The organism is Mesorhizobium sp. WSM4833 (assembly GCF_055811095.1).
On record NZ_JBVVQG010000011.1, the window covers coordinates 1 to 14,415 of the forward strand.

Below are 14,415 nucleotides of genomic sequence, written 5' to 3' on the forward strand. Positions count from 1 at the left end.
CTATTCCCCTATTCCCCTATTCCCCTATTCCCCTATTCCCCTACCTCGCATTTTCGGGGTTACATCAGTCAAAACTCTTCCCTATAAGGCCCTCCTAGCCTGATACCAGAATCGCGAGCACAACCGGCCGGGTCTTCCCGTCCCGGTTTTTTGTGCAAGCCGCCCGCCGAACGGACCTTTGACATGCCAAGACGCACTGACATCAAGTCGATCCTGATCATCGGGGCCGGCCCCATCGTCATCGGCCAGGCCTGCGAATTCGACTATTCCGGCACGCAGGCCTGCAAGGCGCTGAAGGAGGAAGGCTTCCGCGTCATCCTGGTCAATTCCAACCCGGCCACCATCATGACCGACCCGGAACTGGCCGACGCCACCTATATCGAGCCGATTACGCCGGAAGTCGTGGCCAAGATCATCGCCAAGGAGCGGCCCGACGCGCTGCTGCCGACCATGGGCGGCCAGACCGCGCTCAACACCGCTCTGTCGCTGCGCCGCATGGGCGTGCTCGAGCGCTACAATGTCGAGATGATCGGGGCCGATGCTACCGCCATCGACAAGGCCGAGGACCGCGCGCTGTTTCGCGAGGCGATGAAGAAGATCGGCCTGGAAACGCCGAAGTCGATGCTGGCCAACGCCACCGACGTCAAGAACACCGACCGCAAGACGCATGAGGCCGAGCGCGCGGCGCTCAAGGCCGAGAAGCCGGCCGATCTCGACGCCGCGCTCGATGCGCTGGAAACCCGCTGGAACCTCGGCGAAGGCGACCGCAAGCAGCGCTATATCAGCCATGGCATGGCGATCGCCGCCCAGGCGCTCGACCATGTCGGCCTGCCGGCCATCATCCGCCCGTCCTTCACCATGGGCGGCACCGGCGGCGGCATCGCCTACAACCGCGCCGAATTCTACGAGATCGTCCAGTCCGGCCTCGACGCCTCGCCGACCACCGAAGTGCTGATCGAGGAGAGCGTGCTCGGCTGGAAGGAGTATGAGATGGAGGTCGTCCGCGACAGAGCGGACAATTGCATCATCGTCTGCTCGATCGAGAACATCGACCCGATGGGCGTGCATACCGGCGATTCGATTACCGTCGCCCCTGCCCTGACGCTGACCGACAAAGAATACCAGATGATGCGCAACGCCTCGATCGCGGTGCTGCGCGAGATCGGCGTCGAGACCGGCGGCTCCAACGTGCAGTTCGCCGTCAACCCGGCCGATGGCCGCCTCGTCGTCATCGAGATGAACCCGCGCGTCTCGCGCTCGTCGGCCCTGGCCTCGAAGGCGACCGGTTTCCCGATCGCCAAGATCGCCGCAAAGCTCGCCGTTGGCTACACGCTGGACGAGCTGGAGAACGACATCACCGGCGGCGCCACGCCCGCCTCGTTCGAACCGAGCATCGATTACGTCGTCACGAAGATCCCGCGTTTCGCCTTCGAGAAATTCCCCGGCGCCGAGCCGGTGCTGACCACCGCCATGAAGTCGGTGGGCGAAGTCATGGCCATCGGCCGCACCTTCCAGGAATCGCTGCAGAAGGCGCTGCGTGGACTGGAAACCGGCCTGACTGGTCTGGACGAGATCGAAATCCCCGGTCTCAGCCATGGGGGCCTCGGTTCCGCCAATCATGCCGACGACCGCAACGCCATTCGTGCGGCGCTCGGCACGCCGACGCCCGACCGGCTGCGCATGGTGGCGCAGGCGATCCGCATGGGCACCTCGTTGGAAGACGTGCACGCCATGTGCAAGATCGACCCGTGGTTCCTCGAACAGATCGCCGGCATCGTCGCCATGGAAGCCCGCATCCGCGAGCACGGCATTCCCGAGGATGCCGTCAACCTGCGCATGCTGAAGGCCATGGGTTTCTCCGATGCCCGCCTCGCGTCGCTGACGAAGACCGACGCCGAAGTGATTCAGAAAGCTCGCGAAAAGCTCGACGTTCATCCTGTTTATAAACGCATCGACACTTGTGCGGCCGAGTTCGCCTCGCCCACCGCCTACATGTACTCGACCTATGAAGTGCCGTTCGCCGGCGCGCTGGCCAACGAGGCGCAGGTGTCGTCGCGCAAGAAGGTCGTCATCCTCGGCGGCGGCCCCAACCGCATCGGCCAGGGCATCGAGTTCGACTATTGCTGCTGCCACGCCGCCTTCGCGCTGCGCGACGCCGGCTATGAAGCGATCATGATCAACTGCAACCCGGAGACCGTGTCGACCGACTACGACACATCGGACCGGCTCTATTTCGAGCCGCTGACGGCGGAAGACGTGCTGGAGATCCTGCGCGCCGAACAGGCCTCGGGCGAACTGGTCGGCGTCATCGTCCAGTTCGGCGGCCAGACGCCGCTGAAGCTGGCGGACGCGCTGGAGAAGGCCGGCATCCCGATCCTCGGCACCTCGCCCGACATGATCGATCTCGCCGAAGACCGCGACCGCTTCCAGAAGCTGCTGCACAAGCTCGGCCTCAGCCAGCCGAAGAACGGCATCGCCTATTCGGTCGAGCAGGCCCGACTCGTTGCCGGCGAGCTTGGCTTCCCGCTGGTGGTGCGCCCGTCCTATGTGCTGGGCGGCCGCGCCATGCAGATCATCCATGACGAGGGCATGCTGCAGACCTACCTGCTCGACACCGTGCCCGGCCTGGTGCCGGAGGACATCAAGCAGAAATACCCCAACGACAAGACCGGTCAGATCAACACGCTGCTGGGCAAGAACCCGCTGCTGTTCGACACCTATCTCAGTGGCGCCATCGAGGTCGATGTCGACTGCCTCTGCGACGGCAAGGCGACCTTCGTCTCCGGCATTTTGGAGCACATCGAGGAAGCCGGCATCCATTCGGGCGACAGCGCCTGCTCGCTACCGGTGCACTCGCTGCCTTCCGAACTGGTCGACGAGCTGGAGCGCCAGACGGCAGCCCTTGCCCGCGCGCTCAATGTCGGCGGCCTGATGAACGTGCAGTACGCGATCAAGGACGGCACGGTCTATGTGCTGGAGGTCAACCCGCGCGCATCGCGCACCGTGCCCTTCGTCGCCAAGACCATCGGGCGGCCGATCGCGAAAATCGCCGCCCGGATCATGGCCGGCGAAAAACTGGAAGACGCCTTCGCCCATTACGGCGCCATGCCCGACCCCAGGAACCCCGGCCACATCGCGGTCAAGGAAGCGGTGTTCCCCTTCGCCCGCTTCCCCGGCGTCGACATATTGCTCGGCCCGGAAATGCGCTCGACCGGCGAAGTCATGGGCCTCGACCGCGATTTCGCGCTGGCCTTCGCCAAGAGCCAGCTCGGCGCCGGCGTCGACCTGCCGCGCTCCGGCACGCTGTTCGTCTCGGTGCGCGACGAGGACAAGAAAGGCATCCTGCCGGCGGTGAAGCGCCTGGCCGGCCTCGGCTTCAAGGTGCTGGCGACCTCAGGCACCGCCCGCTTCCTCGCCGAGAATGGCGTCGACGCCCAGAAAATCAACAAGGTGCTGGAAGGCCGCCCCCACATCGAAGACGCCATCCGCAACCGCCAGGTCCAGATCGTCTTCAACACGACGGATGGCCAGAAGGCAGTGTCGGACTCCAAGTCACTGCGGAGAGCAACGCTGATGCAGAAGGTGCCGTATTACACGACACTGTCGGGTGCTGCGGCGGTGGCGGAAGCGATCGCGGCGCTGAAGGCGGGGAGCCTCGAAGTCAGGCCGCTGCAGGAGTATTTTGCGTAAAGCTCAACAGATTGAGGTGACCGCATCAAGATTATGGCTACTCAGAGGGAGATCCGATTTTACGGATAAACCACCAAGAAAAATTGAAATTGCGATTTACTTCAATGGCTTCAGCTTGAGAATTTCTTTCCCGAGGCGGGCTGTCTCATTGTGAGGTTCGATAGATAGCCAGTACTCTATCTGACCCAAGAGTCTATATTTATAGATTGGGTCAGATATTCCTGCGTTATTTTTATGAGATTCAATTCCATACCTATTGATATAATGGATGGCTTGCCTCAAATTTCTACGCGATTCCTTTGGCAGTCTCAGCTCTCCACCGGAAATCGAAATGCCAGTGATGATTTTCTTTTGACCCTCAAAGGCAAGGACAGTCTTTTCCTCAGCGATTTCGAGGCCAAAATTCGACAAGCAGTCGCTAAGAAACGGAAAGGCACTCTCGGGTATTAGATCTCCGGAGAGGCAGATATCGTCCGCGTACCTCGAAAACAGAAGCCCATTTTGGTTACAAAATTCTGCAATCCGCACATCAGCCTGAAGCATCACGATATTACTAATCGCCGGACTAGTTGGGGCTCCCTGCGGAAGCACATCATCTAAAGTACACACCCTCGACAAATAATATGATATCTTTGGCGAGTATCCAACTCCAAGAAAAATATCATCGACCGCTGCATATTTGATAGAGCCAAAGAAATCTCGAATATCTATTTTTAAAATACATTTCGACGCAGCGTGCAATTTCGCATTGCCAACGGTGTTGCGCCCCTTAACAAACCCAAAAGCCGACGGATGCAGGCTGAGCTTCGAGAGAATTTCGTCCAAAATCCATCGCTGCAGCCCCGCCAGAAATGGTCGAGGTACAAAAAGGGAGCGTTCTCCGCCCCTCCGCTTTGGGATACTTCTAGGACTGTAGTAGCGGCGGTTGTCCAGAGCTACGCTCGCTATGAACTTCGCCTCAAGTCCGGAATGCCAAGCCATGTGCTGAATATCTAAGATTACAGGAAGGCCTTGTGCCTCTAACCGTTCCGCGTACGCTATGAGACCCCGTTTGGCTGCATGCTTAAGTGGCCAACGGAAAGTTCTTTGCTTTAAAAATTCACTGTATGGCTGCACCGGCACCAAGTCACCACATAATATACATATTAGTAATCGACTGCTTCATCGACAAATAACAATGTTAGTTGTCTGAGGTTCGTAGAACCTCTCGGTAATCTTCTTCGATTGCCGAATGGGCTTAACTCTAGCCTAAGTCGCCGAGGCGAATCCACCTCGTTGCGCTAGTTCCTTAATGCCGGTGCAAACTCGCTGATTCAGAAACCTCAGTCTGCCGTCTCTCCCAGTTTTGTCAAGAAGTCGAGCTCAAGGCTGGACATTCTGGGGACATACAAATCAAAGTCCTCGGCACGCGGCCGGCGCTGCGGAACGTATCTCCATTCCTTGTCAGCTCTAGGCCTCATGAAGAGCTCAGGCGCATGGGCGTCAATCCAAGCTACGCCCTGCGGCAGAAGCCTAATTCTAAGTCCCACCTCGTCATGCTCGATCGTCGCAATCTCATTGGCCTGCAGGAAATCCACACATTCGAGCATCTGGAGCGGAGACAGCCGATACCTTTTATGAAATTGGTAACCGTCAACCCATCCGCGATTGCGATATATCTCTCGCAATACCTCCAATATGAAGGTAGGATAGGTCATCACCTGAGCCTTTTAAAAATTGTCTTTCTCGGTTTGTAGTCTTTATATACAGGCCACCAGAATATTGGAAAAACATTGTTTGGGCAATTGTGATTGTGCACAGAAAACAAGGCCTCAGACGACCCATACCCCATAGAGGGCATGAACTGACCTTTGTATATCGCCGCGAGATTCTTTTCCAAGGATTTCATGATCTTTCGCTTCGAACTCACGTCTGCACCCTCGTATCTGTCCGATATTCCGCGATTGAGCCAAATTTCTGAATGATAGTCCAGGCCAAGGCCATCCAGTCGAGATTTTGCAGCAGCCATACCGGCAATAGCTAGAAGATATACCCTATTATCTTTGTACTGGCTATTTTTGACATATTCGACAAATTTCGTTGCTTGGCGCTCGATAGTCTTTCCAGTCCCGAAGAAATCATCAAACAGTACGTAATTCTTTCCATTTCCAAATGCATCACTGTAGCCGACCAAAGAGTTTCTGAAATTCTTCTCAGACCAGCCATCGACGGAGCTAAAATCATTCTTTAACTGCTGCAAAAAAGCCTGAGATCCATCGGCTTCATGGTCGTCGCTCACGGCAAAGAAAATGGTATTCTTTGCAGACAGCGACCATTTCTCTTGGACATGAGCAGAAACAGATTTCGTTATGTCCACCATATCGAAGGATGTTATTACTTTAAAATTGTTTACAAGATCTATAATTAAGTCGCGAGACTCAGCATCATGGCAATCATTCCAAAGCCTAACGAGAGCGTCATATTCACTCATCAACCATCTGCATTTTTTGCAGATGTCAAAGAGTACTTTAAAATCACCAGAGTCCATAAAATGAGTCGCGCGAGGCGCATCTGCGATGTTTTTAGTCAGAGTTAAGCTCCCCGAATTTGACGCGACAATCTACCCATTTCGGTATCTTTCAGGCAATAGCGGCGGTCGGAAATTGAACTCACCCGACGCAATTGCGAAAGCACTATACTTAAGTTGAAATATCCGCCCTTAAGCCCGCTTCTTCGCTCTACCAGGGTCAAAATCTGGTGGTGAGAGCCACCCCTCACGCCACCGCCACGCACTCAATCTCAATATCAAACTCCATCGGCCATGACGCCACAGGCACAAAACTCCGCGCCGGCGGGTTGACGCTGAAGTACCTGGCATAGACCCGGTTGATGGCGTTGTAGAAGCCGGAATTGACGGCGTAGATGCGCACCATCACCACGTTTTCCAGCGAGGTGCCGGCCGCTTCCAGGCAATGCTTCAGCGCCTTCAGCGACGCCTCGGTCTGCACCTCGATGTCGCCGCGCACCATCTCGCCGGTCACCATATCCACCGGCGGCGTCGCCGAGATGAACACGAAGCCGTTGGCCTTCACCGCCGTCGAGCACGGCAGCCCGAGCGCCCGCACCTTGGCCGACATGACGGGCACTTCGATGATTTGTTTGGTCATGGTGTTTCTCCTTGGGTTGTAAGGGAGCTTATCTCGGCACGGGCGGAACGCCAGCGCCGTTCTTCCCTTCTCCCCTTGTGGGAGAAGGTGGATCGGCGCGATAGCGCCGAGACGGATGAGGGGTGTTCCAGCGGAGTGAGACGTCGGCGTTCCCTGGAACACCCCTCATCCGACCTCGCTTCGCGAGGCCACCTTCTCCCACAGGGGGAGAAGGCCAGTGCGGCGCTAGAGAAATCCGATGAACCGTCCGGCGAAAAGCACTGATGTCCACAGCAGTATCGAGAGCACAGCCAGGATGGTGCTGCCGGCCAGCTCGTCACCGCCTCTGGCGAAGCGCAGGAAGGTGAAAAAATTGACGCCGGCGAGAAGGATGAGTGCCATCTTGGCGAGGAAAACCGGCATCGCCGCATAGGTGCTCGCCTTGACCGAAAACAGCAGCGAGCCTGTGACGAGCGCACCCGCGAATGCACTTAATGTAATGCGGCGCAGCAGCGCGACGAATGCGGCTTGCGGCAGCGAACGGAAGGCGCCGCAGATCCTCAGGTCCATGAGGAGGACGCTGGTCAACAGCGCGCCGATCGACATGATGTGGAGCGCATTGACGATGGGGTAGGCAATGAAGGAGCCCTTCAGCCACCGCGCCAACGCAAGATGCTCGATGCCAGCGAGGAGCTCGGCCATTTACGCCGGCGGCACGCGGTCGGGATAGACATCATACGTCTTGCCGCCGACGATGAGGCGCACCGCTTTCATGCGCTTTTCGCTCGCCTCGAGCGAGCGGTTGCCGATCGCGGTCACCTCGTCGCCGACCTTGGCCACCTCCTCCGTGAAGCCGGCGGCGATCGTGCGTGATGGCGGCGCCATCTCCACCCGCCAGGCCTCACCCTCCGCGTCGACATCCAGCGTGGCGTGCGGATTGCCGATATAGATGGCCGTGATCTTGCCCTTGAGTTCGAAAAACCCATCCTGTGTCCACGACCAGCCGTGATGGGCATAGGCCGCGGTGCCGGCGGCAAGCATCACGGCCGCCGTCAGCGCGACGCTGCGAATTGCCTTGAACTGCATCGCTCGTCTCCTCGGTTCATCCCGCAGGCACTTGAGAGTAGGACACGGCGCGGCAACGTCAAATCATATCGAGCGAAAGACTGGACCGCCAAGCGCCCGCCCAATCGCCGGCATGACGCCTTGTTAATGACACCCATGCACACCACTCTCTCTTTCCTGGCCGTTCTTCCCCTGGGCTGAAGATCGGACTCCCATCGGAAACGAGGCGAACCATGAGCAGCATGAGAGACCGTCAGGAAGGCTTCGAAAAGAAGTTTGCGATGGACGAGGAAACGAAGTTCAGGGCCATGGCGCGCCGCAACAAGCTGCTCGGCCTGTGGGCCGCCGAAAAGCTCGGCAAATCCGGTGCTGACGCCGACGCCTATGCCAAGGAGGTCGTGCACGCGGATTTCGAAGAGGCAGGCGACAACGATGTGTTCCGCAAGGTCCGCGCCGACTTCGACGCGGCGGGCATCGCCCAGTCGGATGGCCAGATACGCACCGCCATGGAAGAGCTGCTGGTGACCGCGGTCGAGCAGATCAGGTCGACCTGAGCGCCGCTCAGCCTTGATCGGTATAGGGCGTGCCGTGCTTAAGGCACAGGGCCATATTGTGGTGTTGGTTGGCCAAGCGGGCTGGCTTCCATCGTAGCGCTCTACGGCGCCCCCCTCTGTCCTGCCGGGCAGGACAGAGGGGGGCGCCATAGTGAACGCCCTCACCCCTGATGCGCGGCGGCCAGTTCCTTCACGTGTTTTTCGTGCATCTGCAGCGTCGGCAGGGTTTTCTTGGCGAATTCCTTCATTGCCGGGTCGTCGCCGGATTTCGCATAGCCGCTGAACAGCGCGACGGCTTCCTTGTGGGCGTTGGTCTGCATCTCGATGTATTTGGCCTGGAATTGATCGCCGCTGGCACTCTTCAGCTCATCGAGCATCTTCTGCTCCTTGGGCTGCAGGGCCGGACCGGACGGTGCGGTGGCCGAGGTTGTCTGGCCCTGGGCAAGCGCCGCCTTGAATTCCTCGCCGGCCTTGGTGTGATCGGCGATCATCTGTTTGGCGAACGCCTTGACGTCGGCGTCGGTTGCCTGTTGCTCGGCGAGCTTGCTGGACTCGATCTCGAACTCATTGGCGCTCGGCACCGTCTTGATGAAGGTCGAAGTGTCGACCTTCGTCGTGGCGGCGAGCGGCGTGGTCGTGGCGGTCGTGTTCGACTGGGCAAAGGCCGGCGCGCCGGCAAGCAATGCTGCTGCGGTCAGAATGGTAAGCGTCTTCATGGCATGTCTCCGGTTGGAATTGTCCCTCGGACAATCCAACGTCGCTTGGGCACTCCGGTTGCAGGTCATGAGGAAGAAGCCTGCGCATGTCGCCTCGATCGGCCCGAACCGCGGCGGCTGACCAGAGCTGCCTTTCAGTGGCAACACGCCTCGCCATATTGCAGCTGCTCGTTCCAGTTTGGACGCCCCTCAGGCGTGAAATCCATCAGGTTCCAAAGCGTTTCGCAGGTGCCGAGGCCACGCGGATCCTGACCGGGCTCCGTCGGTGCGAAATCCAGTTCCGAACTCCAGAAATGGCGTATGCCGTCGGGGTCGCGGTGAAACACCGACAGCAGCGGGATCTGTGAGCCGTCGGCCGCCTCCGCATTGTAGTCGCGCTTGAAGCTGTTGGAAGCCGAAGATACCAGCCGCATGTTGCGCCAGCCCCGATCTCGACCGAGCGTGACCAGGTTTTCGAGCGCGGTCTTGCCCACCACCGCGAAATTGAAGCCGGCCGCCTGGAGATGGCCGACGGCGCCGTCGAACTGGTCGAGTAGCGCCGTACAGGACGGACATGGCTGGTCCTGCCGGGCAAGCCTGGCCGTGCCGCCGCTGGTCGCGACGTCGCGCTTCTCCTGCGGGTGACGCGGAAACATCATGTTGTAGAGGATCAGGCTGTTCTTGCCGGGCGAAAACAGCTCCGACAGTTTTATTGTCGCGGGCCTGCCCTGGGCATCCAGCCCGTCGAACTCATAATCCTGGCGGATCAACCCGCCCGGCGGCAGCGCGCGCCGGGCCTCGGCGACCTCTTCCATGGCGCGGCGCAGCTCGATTTCCTTCTTCAGCAATTTTTCGCGCGCGGTGCGGTATTTCGCGGATTCGTTGGGAAAGGTGATCATGATCGGCTCCTTCAAGTCGCGGCGCCGGCGTCCCGGCGCGGTTGCTCTGCGACCCAAGGACGTTTGGCGGTGATCGGCTCCGACATTTATTGCCCATGGTGATATGTCGTAATCCCTGTTCGGGCAGCGTGATCCGGGGGACGAAATGCACGACGACGAGACCGATCTGCGCTGCCCGCAAGTGGTGGCCGACAATGCCGCCAAGGGCCTCAGGCTGCGCGGAGAATTCGGCCGCGGCGGCACCGAGATCGGCGTCGCCCGCGCCACCGAACTGAAAAACCGGGAAAAGCTCGCGCCCTCCACCATTCGCCGCATGGTCAGCTATTTCGCCCGCCACGAGGTCGACAAGCGCGGCAGGAACTACGGCAATGAGCAGAACCCTTCGGCCGGCTACATCGCCTGGCTGCTGTGGGGCGGCGACGAAGGCCGCGCCTGGGCGCTTGATCTCAAGCAGAAGATCGGCAACGCGCCGGACATCTGACAACGGTCCGCACTACGCCGACCGCTCCTCACCCCTTCACACCGCCGGCGGTCAGGCCGGAGACGATCTTGCGCTGGAAGATCAGCACCAGCACCACCAGCGGCACCGTGACGATCACCGAGGCGGCCATGATGTTGCCCCACGGGATCTCGAACTGCGAGTTGCCGGAGAGCAGCGCGATCGCCACCGGCACGGTCCGCTGTGCGTTGTTGGAGGTGAAGGTCAGGGCAAACAGGAACTCGTTCCACGCACCGATGAAGGCCAGCAGGCCGGTGGTCGCCAGCGCCGGCCACATCAGCGGCAGGAAGACCCGGGTGACGATGATCCACGGCGTGGCGCCATCGAGGATCGCCGCCTCCTCGACCTCGACCGGCAGGTCGCGGACGAAGGTGGTGAGCACCCAGACGGTGAACGGCAAGGTGAAGATCATGTAGGAGAAGATCAGCGCGAACAGCGAATTGTAGAGGCCGAACATGCGGACCAGTTCGAACAGCCCGGCCAGCAGCGCCACCTGCGGGAACATCGACACCGACAGGATGATGAACAGCAGGGCCGAGCGGCCGCGGAATCGAATGCGCGCCAGCGCGTAGGCTGATGTGACGCCGAGCAACAGCGACAGCGCGACGACTGCGCCGGAGACGAAGAGCGAGTTCGCGAGGTTGCGCACGAAGGCGCCCTCGGTCAGCACATTCCGGTAATTGGCGAAACTGATCGTCGTTGGCCACAGATCAGCCCGGAACAGATCGGTCCCGGATTTCAGGCTGGTGACGATCGCGTAATAGAACGGGAACACCGCGACGAAGACGATTGCCCCGACCAGCAGGTAAAAGGCCGTGCGCTTCACGATCCACATCTCAGCGGTCCCCGTCCAGGCTGATCCGGCCGATCCGGATGGTGACGATGGTAAGCAGAGCGAGAATGAGGAAGAGCAGGGTCGAGGCGGCGGAGCCATAGGCGAACTTGTCGAACTCGAACAGGTTCTCGCGGGCGAACACCGACATCGACTTGGTGTGCACATTGTTGGGCGTCAGCACATAGATCAGGTCGAAGATGCGCAGTGCATCGAGCGCGCGGAAGATCACCGCCACCAACAGCGCGGGGCGGATCAGCGGCAAGGTCACCCGCCAGAAGATCTGCCAGGGGTTGGCGCCGTCGAGCCTGGCGACCTCGATGATCTCCCTCGGCAGCATCTGCAGCGCGGCCAGGATGAGCAGCGTCATGAATGGCGTCGCCTTCCAGATATCGACGATGAGGACCGCCGCCATCGCGGTGTCGGCGTTGGCCGTCCAGGCGATCTTGGTGCTGATCAGGCCAAGATTGAGCAGCACCACATTGATGATGCCGAACTGGTCGTTGAGCATCCATTGCCACATCTTCGCCGAGACGATCGTCGGGATCGCCCAGGGGATCAGGATCGCCGCCCTGACGATGCCGCGGCCTCTGAATTCGGCGTTGAGAACCAGGGCAACGATGGTGCCGAGGATGGTCTCACAGGTCACCGAAATGAGGGTGAACCGCACCGTGTTCCAGACGGCACGCCACCAGACAGGGTCGACCAGCAACCCGTCATAGAGGGTCCGGCCGCTTGGCATGTGAAGTACCGAAAAGTAATTGGCGAAGCCGACCCATTGGCGCGCGTCGAGATCGGCCAGCGAGGCGTCGGTGAAGCTGAAATAGACCGTGCGGGCAAGCGGCCAGCCGGCCGCCGCGGCGAGCACCAGAAGCATTGGCGCCAGGAAAAGCCACGCCGAGCGAACGCGCTGTGCCCTCAACGGCGCGTGCGCGGCCTTGGCTGTTTCCGGTTTCATCCCTGTCATCTCGCTCCGCTCGCTGCGGTCCCGCCGGCCGGCTGTCCCGGTATCGTCACCAGCCTCGGCCCTTCAGCTTGGTCAGCGTCGCTTCGAGGTCGGCCAGATTGTCGGCGGCAGTGCCGTCGCCCGAGAGAGTGTTGTGAACGGCGTTCCAGAACTGGCTCGACGCCTCGTTGTATTTGATCCTGGTGGCGGCCGACGGGCGCGGCACCGCATTGAGAAAGATCTGCTTCCAGCGCGGAATAATCGGGTGTTGCCTGGCGATGTCGGCATCGTCATACAGCGCCTGGATGGTCGGCAGATTGGACGTCTTCAGCGCGCGGTATTTCTGCATCGCGGGCGAGGCAATGAACTTGACCAGCTCGATCGCGGCATCCGGATGCTTCGAATATTTGGAGACCGCGAGGTTCCAGCCACCCAACGTCGCGACCGGTCGGGCGCCTTCGCCGGTGCCGGCCGGCAGCGGCGCCACGTCGAACTTGCCCTTGATCGGCGAGCCCTCGCCGTTGCCGAGCGCATAGGCATAGGGCCAGTTGCGCATGAACACCGCGTTGCCGGTCTGCCAGACGCCGCGCGATTCCTCTTCCTGGTAGGCGAGCACGCCGGGCGGCGCGATGGTCCCAACCCAGCCCTTGACCATATCGAGCACCGCCGCCGCTTTTGGATTGCTGATGGAGATGGAGCCGTCCGGCTCGATGATCTGGCCGCCGCCATTCGACATCACCCATTCGAGCGCGTCGCAGGTCAGCCCCTCATAGGCGTTGCCCTGAAAGACGAAGCCCCAGATATCCCGATTGCCGGCTGCACGTTCCTTATCCATGACCAGCCTGGCGGTGTCCGCCAGTTCCTTCCAGGTGGCCGGCACCTTGGCGCCATATTTGTCGAGGAGATCCTTGCGGTAGTAGAGCGCCGGCGCATCGGTGAAGATCGGCAAGGCGACGAGCTTGCCATTGACGGTCTGCGACCGGATGATCGACGGGAAATGCTCGGCCACGATGTCCCTGGTCGCTGCGGTCAAATCGACGAGCTGGCTGGCGAGCTGCGGCGCCCAGATCACGTCCGTCTGGTAGACGTCGATGTCGCTGTTTCCGGCGGCAAGCCACAGCCGGTACTGGCCGAACTGGTCGGTCCCGGACGTCGGCATGACGACGATGTTGACCTTGTTGCCGCTGTCTTTCTCGTAACGGTCGAGGATCTCGCGCAGCACCTTGATGCCGTCGCCGGTATCGCCCGACACCATCGACAGCTCGACGGCCCGCGCCGGCGTACCAACCAGCATGGCGGCGACGCCGAGCGCCAGGAATGCGTGAGAAAACTTCATGGTGATGGACGTCCCTCCGCGGCCGGCCACGGAAAATCCTCCCACGCGCCGGCAGCTTGTCAGGCCCTCACCTCCCATTGAATGCGAAGCGGCGCTTTGGGTTCCCAAATCGCGCCGTTCCTGCGTGAGGCGACACCCATCAGGGGGTGTTGAGATTCAGGTCAGGCCGAGTCGAAAATGGTGGTTTCCGAGAACCGGAGCGGAGCGTACTTTTGGGTACGTGAGCACCGGAAGCGCAGGAAGCCATCATTTGCAGGCCGGCATCACCTGAATATCAGCACACCCTAGCCTTCCCAGGCGACAGGCATCATATCCAGCCGCTCATAGAGCCGGACGGCGGCGGGATTCTCGACCGTGTTGGTCTTGAGGTCGACATGGTCGGCGCCGCGTTCGCGAAAAACGGCGAAGGCGTGCCACATCAGCGCTTCGGCAACACCCTTGCCGCGCGCCTCGGGATGAACGGCAAGATCCTTGACGAAGGCGCGGGTCCAGCACAGCGCCGCCGCCGCCAGCCGGCCCTTGGCGTCGATGACGAGGAAGCACAGCGCCGGGTCGAATTCGGGATCGTCCGCGATACGCGGCCACCACTCGTCGAACGGACCATCGGCGCCGTCATCGAACACTTCCGTCAAAAGCGCATGCAGGGCGGGCGCGTCACCAGGCTCGAAACTGCGCATGACAAAGCCGTCGGGCCAGTGCGGCGGAACCAGCGTCTCGTCGAGGATCTTGCGCAGCCGGATGTCGTTCAGGGCCGGCGGGCGCGGTTCAGGCATC

Annotated in this window: 14 protein-coding genes; 3 read left to right on the forward strand and 11 right to left on the reverse strand. The window is 60.4% G+C overall.

Annotated elements, in window-relative coordinates; genetic code table 11:
• The first annotated feature begins 183 nt into the window (after window positions 1–183).
• On the forward strand, window positions 184–3,690 hold the full coding sequence (carB, locus tag AC0L2D_RS21850) for a carbamoyl-phosphate synthase large subunit (protein WP_127385076.1): 3,507 nt from the start codon (window positions 184–186) through the stop codon (window positions 3,688–3,690).
• Between the two features lie 96 nt (window positions 3,691–3,786).
• Here the strand turns inward: carB and AC0L2D_RS21855 are convergent, their stop codons facing one another.
• The 5 genes from AC0L2D_RS21855 to AC0L2D_RS21875 all read right to left on the reverse strand — a co-directional run bounded on the left by AC0L2D_RS21855 (window position 3,787) and on the right by AC0L2D_RS21875 (window position 7,901).
• A complete protein-coding gene (locus AC0L2D_RS21855; protein ID WP_473542368.1) occupies window positions 3,787–4,812 on the reverse strand; it encodes a reverse transcriptase family protein in 1,026 nt (341 codons plus the stop codon).
• Window positions 4,813–5,386: 574 nt separating this feature from the next.
• Window positions 5,387–6,160, reverse strand: a complete 774-nt coding sequence (locus AC0L2D_RS21860; RefSeq protein ID WP_127809593.1) for a phosphoribosyltransferase-like protein — start codon at window positions 6,158–6,160, stop codon at window positions 5,387–5,389.
• Window positions 6,161–6,443: 283 nt separating this feature from the next.
• On the reverse strand, window positions 6,444–6,836 hold the full coding sequence (locus AC0L2D_RS21865) for a RidA family protein (RefSeq protein WP_127414963.1): 393 nt from the start codon (window positions 6,834–6,836) through the stop codon (window positions 6,444–6,446).
• A 225-nt stretch (window positions 6,837–7,061) separates the two neighbouring features.
• Window positions 7,062–7,517, reverse strand: a complete 456-nt coding sequence (locus AC0L2D_RS21870; protein WP_275952462.1) for a DUF6644 family protein — start codon at window positions 7,515–7,517, stop codon at window positions 7,062–7,064.
• Window positions 7,518–7,901, reverse strand: a complete 384-nt coding sequence (locus AC0L2D_RS21875; protein ID WP_275952461.1) for a DUF6152 family protein — start codon at window positions 7,899–7,901, stop codon at window positions 7,518–7,520.
• Window positions 7,902–8,113: 212 nt separating this feature from the next.
• On the opposite strand from AC0L2D_RS21875, the gene AC0L2D_RS21880 reads away from it, so the two are divergent.
• Entirely contained in the window at window positions 8,114–8,434 is a 321-nt protein-coding gene (locus AC0L2D_RS21880) for a DUF1476 domain-containing protein (RefSeq protein ID WP_063168796.1), read from the forward strand.
• 161 nt (window positions 8,435–8,595) lie between these two features.
• On the opposite strand, the gene AC0L2D_RS21885 is transcribed toward AC0L2D_RS21880, so the two are convergent.
• Together AC0L2D_RS21885 and AC0L2D_RS21890 are read right to left on the reverse strand one after the other, a co-directional pair.
• Window positions 8,596–9,150, reverse strand: a complete 555-nt coding sequence (locus tag AC0L2D_RS21885; protein WP_013530103.1) for a DUF4142 domain-containing protein — start codon at window positions 9,148–9,150, stop codon at window positions 8,596–8,598.
• 134 nt (window positions 9,151–9,284) lie between these two features.
• Window positions 9,285–10,028, reverse strand: a complete 744-nt coding sequence (locus AC0L2D_RS21890; RefSeq protein ID WP_063172894.1) for a DUF899 family protein — start codon at window positions 10,026–10,028, stop codon at window positions 9,285–9,287.
• 145 nt (window positions 10,029–10,173) lie between these two features.
• Between AC0L2D_RS21890 and AC0L2D_RS21895 the strand changes: the two genes are divergently transcribed.
• Window positions 10,174–10,509: a hypothetical protein gene (locus tag AC0L2D_RS21895; RefSeq protein ID WP_063172895.1), complete on the forward strand. Its 336-nt coding sequence runs from the start codon at window positions 10,174–10,176 to the stop codon at window positions 10,507–10,509.
• Window positions 10,510–10,537: 28 nt separating this feature from the next.
• Here the strand turns inward: AC0L2D_RS21895 and AC0L2D_RS21900 are convergent, their stop codons facing one another.
• The 4 genes from AC0L2D_RS21900 to AC0L2D_RS21915 form a co-directional block, all read right to left on the reverse strand.
• Complete coding sequence (locus AC0L2D_RS21900; protein ID WP_063172896.1) at window positions 10,538–11,362, reverse strand: carbohydrate ABC transporter permease; 825 nt, start codon at window positions 11,360–11,362, stop codon at window positions 10,538–10,540.
• 1 nt (window position 11,363) lies between these two features.
• Window positions 11,364–12,317 carry a carbohydrate ABC transporter permease gene (locus AC0L2D_RS21905; protein ID WP_395316729.1) on the reverse strand — a complete coding sequence of 318 codons (954 nt, stop codon included), beginning with the start codon at window positions 12,315–12,317 and terminating at the stop codon, window positions 11,364–11,366.
• Between the two features lie 55 nt (window positions 12,318–12,372).
• Entirely contained in the window at window positions 12,373–13,641 is a 1,269-nt protein-coding gene (locus tag AC0L2D_RS21910; protein ID WP_063172898.1) for an ABC transporter substrate-binding protein, read from the reverse strand.
• A 284-nt stretch (window positions 13,642–13,925) separates the two neighbouring features.
• Complete coding sequence (locus AC0L2D_RS21915) at window positions 13,926–14,414, reverse strand: GNAT family N-acetyltransferase (RefSeq protein ID WP_063172899.1); 489 nt, start codon at window positions 14,412–14,414, stop codon at window positions 13,926–13,928.
• Between the last annotated feature and the right edge of the window lies 1 nt (window position 14,415).

Coding starts and splice junctions, on each gene's coding strand:
- AC0L2D_RS21860 (WP_127809593.1), bottom strand. CDS start 6,160: ATGAGTGAATATGACGCTCTCGTTAGGCTTTGGAATGATTGCCATGAT.
- carB (WP_127385076.1), top strand. CDS start 184: ATGCCAAGACGCACTGACATCAAGTCGATCCTGATCATCGGGGCCGGC.
- AC0L2D_RS21870 (WP_275952462.1), bottom strand. CDS start 7,517: ATGGCCGAGCTCCTCGCTGGCATCGAGCATCTTGCGTTGGCGCGGTGG.
- AC0L2D_RS21915 (WP_063172899.1), bottom strand. CDS start 14,414: ATGCCTGAACCGCGCCCGCCGGCCCTGAACGACATCCGGCTGCGCAAG.
- AC0L2D_RS21910 (WP_063172898.1), bottom strand. CDS start 13,641: ATGAAGTTTTCTCACGCATTCCTGGCGCTCGGCGTCGCCGCCATGCTG.
- AC0L2D_RS21880 (WP_063168796.1), top strand. CDS start 8,114: ATGAGCAGCATGAGAGACCGTCAGGAAGGCTTCGAAAAGAAGTTTGCG.
- AC0L2D_RS21895 (WP_063172895.1), top strand. CDS start 10,174: ATGCACGACGACGAGACCGATCTGCGCTGCCCGCAAGTGGTGGCCGAC.
- AC0L2D_RS21875 (WP_275952461.1), bottom strand. CDS start 7,901: ATGCAGTTCAAGGCAATTCGCAGCGTCGCGCTGACGGCGGCCGTGATG.
- AC0L2D_RS21885 (WP_013530103.1), bottom strand. CDS start 9,150: ATGAAGACGCTTACCATTCTGACCGCAGCAGCATTGCTTGCCGGCGCG.
- AC0L2D_RS21890 (WP_063172894.1), bottom strand. CDS start 10,028: ATGATCACCTTTCCCAACGAATCCGCGAAATACCGCACCGCGCGCGAA.
- AC0L2D_RS21905 (WP_395316729.1), bottom strand. CDS start 12,317: ATGAAACCGGAAACAGCCAAGGCCGCGCACGCGCCGTTGAGGGCACAG.
- AC0L2D_RS21865 (WP_127414963.1), bottom strand. CDS start 6,836: ATGACCAAACAAATCATCGAAGTGCCCGTCATGTCGGCCAAGGTGCGG.
- AC0L2D_RS21900 (WP_063172896.1), bottom strand. CDS start 11,362: ATGTGGATCGTGAAGCGCACGGCCTTTTACCTGCTGGTCGGGGCAATC.